This is a genomic window from Desulfonatronospira sp. (genome assembly GCA_003563255.1).
In the GTDB taxonomy this organism is placed as follows: Bacteria; Desulfobacterota; Desulfovibrionia; order Desulfovibrionales; family Desulfonatronovibrionaceae; genus Desulfonatronospira.
In genome coordinates this window covers 1-4,895 of the sequence record PWSL01000419.1, presented here as the reverse complement: position 1 = coordinate 4,895, position 4,895 = coordinate 1, and the positions used below count along the sequence as shown (strand labels likewise).

Below are 4,895 nucleotides of genomic sequence, written 5' to 3'. Positions count from 1 at the left end.
TATACATGCTGGACAGATATATTTACGGCCGCAAAAGCATGGAAACCCCCTGCAGCATTGAATTCAGGCTCAGGCAGTGGCCTGTGGCCGGATTTTTATTTGTAGTTCTGACCCTGCTTCTCGCAGGCTTGGGGATGATGATCTGATGAAAGAAAGGCGGGATACAAGGACCTGGAGCGGATCGAAGAATCAGGTACAAAGGCGTCCCCGGCAGGGCTTCCTTGCCGGGGCACGGTGCTTTGCCTTTCGCCTGGTCCTTTTCGGGGTTGTCTGGTGGGGCCTGGCCGGAGGCAGTTTGCAGGACTGGCCCCTGGGGCTGTTCTTCGTCCTTGCAGCGGCGGTGAGCAGCATGTTCCTTGTGCCCGGGCAGAACCTCCGGCTGCCGGGCCTTCCTGCTTTTATCCCTTTCTTTTTGCACCTGTCCCTGCTGGGAGGCCTTGATGTCACCTCCAGGGCCTTCAGGCCGTCAATGCCGCTTAAGACCGGCATAATCATGCACAGGGTCCGGCTTGAACATCCCACTGCCAGGGTGCTTTTTGTCTGGGTGGTCAGCCTGCTTCCCGGTACCGCCTCAGTACAGCTTGTTGACCAGAGCCTGCGCATTCATGTCCTGGATGCTGCACAGCCCCACCAGGACAGGCTGAAGGACCTGGAAAAAAGAATCCAGGCCCTGTTCAGGACTTGACCCCGGCTGAAAAAATCAGCCCAGCCAGGGATCGTCATCATCCACCCCGGCAGCCCCGGCCCGGCCTTTTTCCCGCTCTTTGGCCAGATCCAGGGCCGACTGAGTGGTATTGATTGATTTTTGAATCCTGTTGCGCAATTCCGGGTCTGCGGACTGCTGCTCTCTCAGGGCAGCGTAAAGGTTGTCCATGGCCTTTTGTAGGTATGTTTTTTCCTGTGGCATTTAAGTCCTCACTGGGTTTTACGTGCTTTCGATGCTGCTCAGGGCCTGTTCAAACACCTGCTTCTGTTCCTGGCTGAAAAGGACGAACCTGATCTTTTTTACCTGGCGCAGTCCAGTGGCCGCGTCAGCAATTGTTTTTAATGCCACCTGCGCCGCCTTGTCCAGGGGAAAACCAAAGGCCCCCGAAGAAATGGCCGGAAAGGCTATGGAGTCCACATGGTGCTCTTCAGCTAGGCTCAAGGCTCTTTTGTAGCACCTGGCCAGTAGTTCGTCCTCGGGCCGGTCCACACCGTAAACAGGCCCCAGGCAATGAATAACGTACCTGTTGGGCAGGTTGTGTCCCCCGGTAAGCACCGCCTCTCCAGGCCTTATGGGCGCTAGGGGGCGGCATTCTTCTTCCAGTCCGGGACCGGCCTTCTGGTGCAGGGCCCCGGCCACGCCTCCGCCGGGCCTCAGCTGCGAGTTGGCCGCATTTACCACTGCGGTTATGTCTTCCTGGGAGGCAATGTCGCCCTGGACGCATTCCACCTGAACCCTGGCAATCTTCTTCTGCATGGATAAAAACCTCCTTTTTTGTCTTTACTGCTTTTTTGGTATCTGTTCAAAGCCCTCCAGCATGACCGGGATCTGTCCCGAAAAAAACCTGTGTCCGGGGACAAGAACTTTTATCGAGTTTGTATTTTAGCAATTCTTGAGGCATTTTCCAATATCGGTTTTGAGCCAAAAAGATTTTGACAACACCTTGTTTATGTTGTTTATATCCTAACGCTGGCTATGCCCGCAACCCAAGAAAAAGCAGTGCTCTTATCCCAATTGGGACAGTCCCCGCGACAATATTTTATTGGTTACTGAAATCTCTCATTCGCAAAACTGGTTGCCTTTGACCTGGTTTGTTCATAGCGGGGACAGTCCCAGTGCCATGCGCTGAACCCCTGCCATGGCTCAATTATTTCTTGATTTTTCTGACCCAGTGACCCAGCGCGAAAAAAAGAGGCCCCTTCGGGGCAAAAGAGACTGCCCACGGAACACACGGAATTTCACGGAATATGCGTTGCTTCGTAACGCTTTAAAACTTCCGTGCCCTTCCGTGTGTTCCGTGGGCAAAACCTTCTGGCTTTCTTTGAAACTGAAACAACATGTTGTTTCGATATTTGTGCTAAGCGCCTAAGTGGTGTGAACCTGCACATTAGTACTCAGCCAGGGACAGTCTCCAGGCCTTGTGCCAGCAATCACCACCGAGGCCCCCCTGAATGGTTACCTTTTATCTACCTTGTGCTTGACCGGAAAACCGGGATAACATAAATATAACTCTGGATAGACCGCTGCATTTGACTGGACTGCTGTCCTGCTGCAGCATCAGGACAGCAAATCTGTCCCATGGTAATCCCGTACCCGCTTTAATGCTCTCAAGTAAACCGTCCTGAACAGCAACGGTTAAAACAAGGGCAACTGGAGCGGGTGCGGGATTATATTATTTTTAACCTCCAAAATAGTGAGAGATTTCAGTTATGAGCGACAGCATCCCCATTTCAGAGGAAGGTTTTGCAAGGCTTAAGAAAGATCTGGAACAATTGCAGGCCGAACGGCCGGAAGTAATACAGGCCATCAAAGAAGCCCGCGAGGAAGGCGACCTCAAGGAAAACGCCGGCTACGACGCTGCCAGGGAGCGCCAGGGCCTGCTGGAGGCCAAGATAGCCCAGATAACGTCACGTATGCCCATGTTCAACGTCATAGACCTCAATACCATGGACGGCGATAAGGTCTGCTACGGTGCGACCGTGGAAATAGAAAACGTGGATTCCGGCGAAGTCAGAAAATACACCCTGCTGGGACCCGACGAGACTGACTATGTCAAAGACTCCCTGTCCGTATTTTCCCCGCTGGCACGTGCCCTTATCGGCAGGCAGGTGGGGGATGAAACCGTGGTACATGCTCCGAAAGGCAAAATCGAGTATGAAGTCCTGGACATACAGTTTCACGGCTCTTCCATATTCAAAATCGGCTAGGTCAGTACTGTATGCAGCCGCAAGTAGTGCCGGGATATTGTGAAGCCGCTTTACCCACCCCCCCGGCAGCCCTGGTGAGACATTCCGGTTCAGGCCATCTGCTTGGTTTTTCAGGACTTCAAGTTGTAATCCGGGCCGACACCTTGCAGCAGGTTCGGCCCACCCTGCAACAGGTCATACAGGCAGTGGAAAAAAAGGGGCTTTATGCCGCTGGATTTGTTTCCTATGAAGCGGCCCCGGCCTTTGATTCCTACTTTCAGGTGACCGAGGACACTTCCGGTTTCCCTCTGGTATGGTTCGGGCTTTTTTCAGACATGCGTCCCACCGCCCTTGCCCCTCCCGGGGCCGGAGTATCACTGGAAGGTCTGGGCTGGCGGCCTTCAGTAACTCCAGGGGAGTACTCCCGGGCCCTGGCCCGTATCCGGGAACATATCCGCACCGGGGACACATATCAGGTCAATTTTACCTACAGGCTGAGAGCCGACTGCTCCCTGGATCCTCTGGACATCTTCTGCACCATCTGCCGCTCTCAGGATCCTCCATACGCAGCCTTTATTGATACCGGAGAGTTCGCCCTGTGCAGCTTTTCCCCGGAGATGTTTTTCACCCTCAAGGGCCAGACCCTCAGATCCAGGCCCATGAAAGGCACCGTTGCCAGGGGTCTGGACAACATCCAGGACCGGCATGCGGCCCGGGAGCTTGAAAAATCGGAAAAAGACAGGGCCGAAAACGTCATGATAGTGGACATGGTCCGAAACGACATGGGCCGCATAGCCCATCCGGGAAGCGTGCATGTGCCGCAGCTCTTTTCCGTGGAAAAATATTTTGACGTGTGGCAAATGACCTCCCTGGTTGAGTGCAGCACTTCAGCAAACCTGAACGAGATCTTCAGGGCTCTTTTTCCTCCGGCCTCTATTACCGGGGCCCCCAAGATCAAGACCATGGAAATTATCTCGGCCCTGGAAAACGCTCCCAGACGCATCTACACCGGGGCCTTGGGCTATATGGCACCCGGAAGGCAGGCTCAGTTCAACGTGGCCATCCGCACTCTGCTCCTGGACAAGATGCGCAGCATGGCCGAGTATGGGATAGGCGGGGGCATTGTCTGGGACTCCAGGACCGACATGGAGATGAGCGAGTCCCGGGTCAAGGCCAGGGTTCTGTCCACTCCCGGCACCGGCTTTGACCTTCTTGAAAGCCTTTTATGGCAGCCGGAAGCAGGCTTTCCCTATTTAAACAGGCACCTGAAGCGCCTGCAGGAATCTGCAGAATACTTTGATTTTCCCCTTGACCTGCAGCGCGTGCACAGTGAGTTGCAGGATCTGAGTGCTGCCCTGCCCCAGCAGCCGCACAAGATCCGCCTGCTTGTTTCCAGAAGTGGTGAGGTGAAGGTGCAGGCGGTCAAGCTGGATCCACAGAACCCCGGTTTTTCCCACTTGCCCCTGGCCGCCTCGCCGGTGGATCCGGGCAACAGGTTTTTGTATCACAAGACCACCAACAGGGAAGTTTACAATCAGGCCTTAAGAACCAGGCCAGGCTGCCGGGACGTGCTTCTATACAACGACCGGGGCCAGGTCACCGAATCCACTATAGCCAACATAGCCGTAGAAAAAAACGGTGAACTTCTTACTCCGCCGGTAAGCTGCGGCCTGCTGCCCGGGGTGTACCGCTCGATTATGCTGGAACAGGGCACCATCCGCGAAAGTGTGCTGAGCATCCAGGAAGTACTGGACAGCCCCAGAGTCTTTCTTATAAACAGTGTCCGCGGCATGCATCAGGTGGACATCATTGCCTGATACTAAAAAAGTTGCGCCCTGGCCGGATTACAAGTATTGATCCCGGCAGGTGGAAAGAAGACGCAGAACAAGGCTATTTAACAGGAGAGGGCATATGCAAAGATTACTTGGTTCCCTGGAAAGCTTCAGGACGGCTGCTTTGGCCCTGGTGGCAGTCTATGCAGCCCTTGTGGCTGCAATGGTGTA

Annotated in this window: 5 protein-coding genes; 3 read left to right on the top strand and 2 right to left on the bottom strand. The window is 54.4% G+C overall.

Annotation, left to right across the window (positions count from 1 at the left end):
* Positions 1-145 precede the first annotated feature (145 nt).
* Positions 146-685, top strand: a complete 540-nt coding sequence (locus tag QZP87_RS12250; protein ID WP_291323208.1) for a Na+/H+ antiporter subunit E — start codon at positions 146-148, stop codon at positions 683-685.
* A gap of 15 nt (positions 686-700) precedes the next feature.
* Here the strand turns inward: QZP87_RS12250 and QZP87_RS12245 are convergent, their stop codons facing one another.
* Both QZP87_RS12245 and QZP87_RS12240 read right to left on the bottom strand, forming a co-directional pair.
* The gene (locus tag QZP87_RS12245; RefSeq protein ID WP_008869980.1) at positions 701-907 is read right to left on the bottom strand and encodes a hypothetical protein; all 207 of its coding nucleotides are present in this window, start codon (positions 905-907) and stop codon (positions 701-703) included.
* Positions 908-925: 18 nt separating this feature from the next.
* Positions 926-1,462, bottom strand: coding sequence for a macro domain-containing protein (locus tag QZP87_RS12240; protein ID WP_291323207.1), 537 nt, complete (start codon positions 1,460-1,462; stop codon positions 926-928).
* Positions 1,463-2,415: 953 nt separating this feature from the next.
* On the opposite strand from QZP87_RS12240, the gene greA reads away from it, so the two are divergent.
* A complete protein-coding gene (greA, locus tag QZP87_RS12235; protein ID WP_291323206.1) occupies positions 2,416-2,913 on the top strand; it encodes a transcription elongation factor GreA in 498 nt (165 codons plus the stop codon).
* A gap of 11 nt (positions 2,914-2,924) precedes the next feature.
* Entirely contained in the window at positions 2,925-4,709 is a 1,785-nt protein-coding gene (gene pabB, locus QZP87_RS12230) for an aminodeoxychorismate synthase component I (RefSeq protein ID WP_291323205.1), read from the top strand.
* Positions 4,710-4,895: the final 186 nt, after the last annotated feature.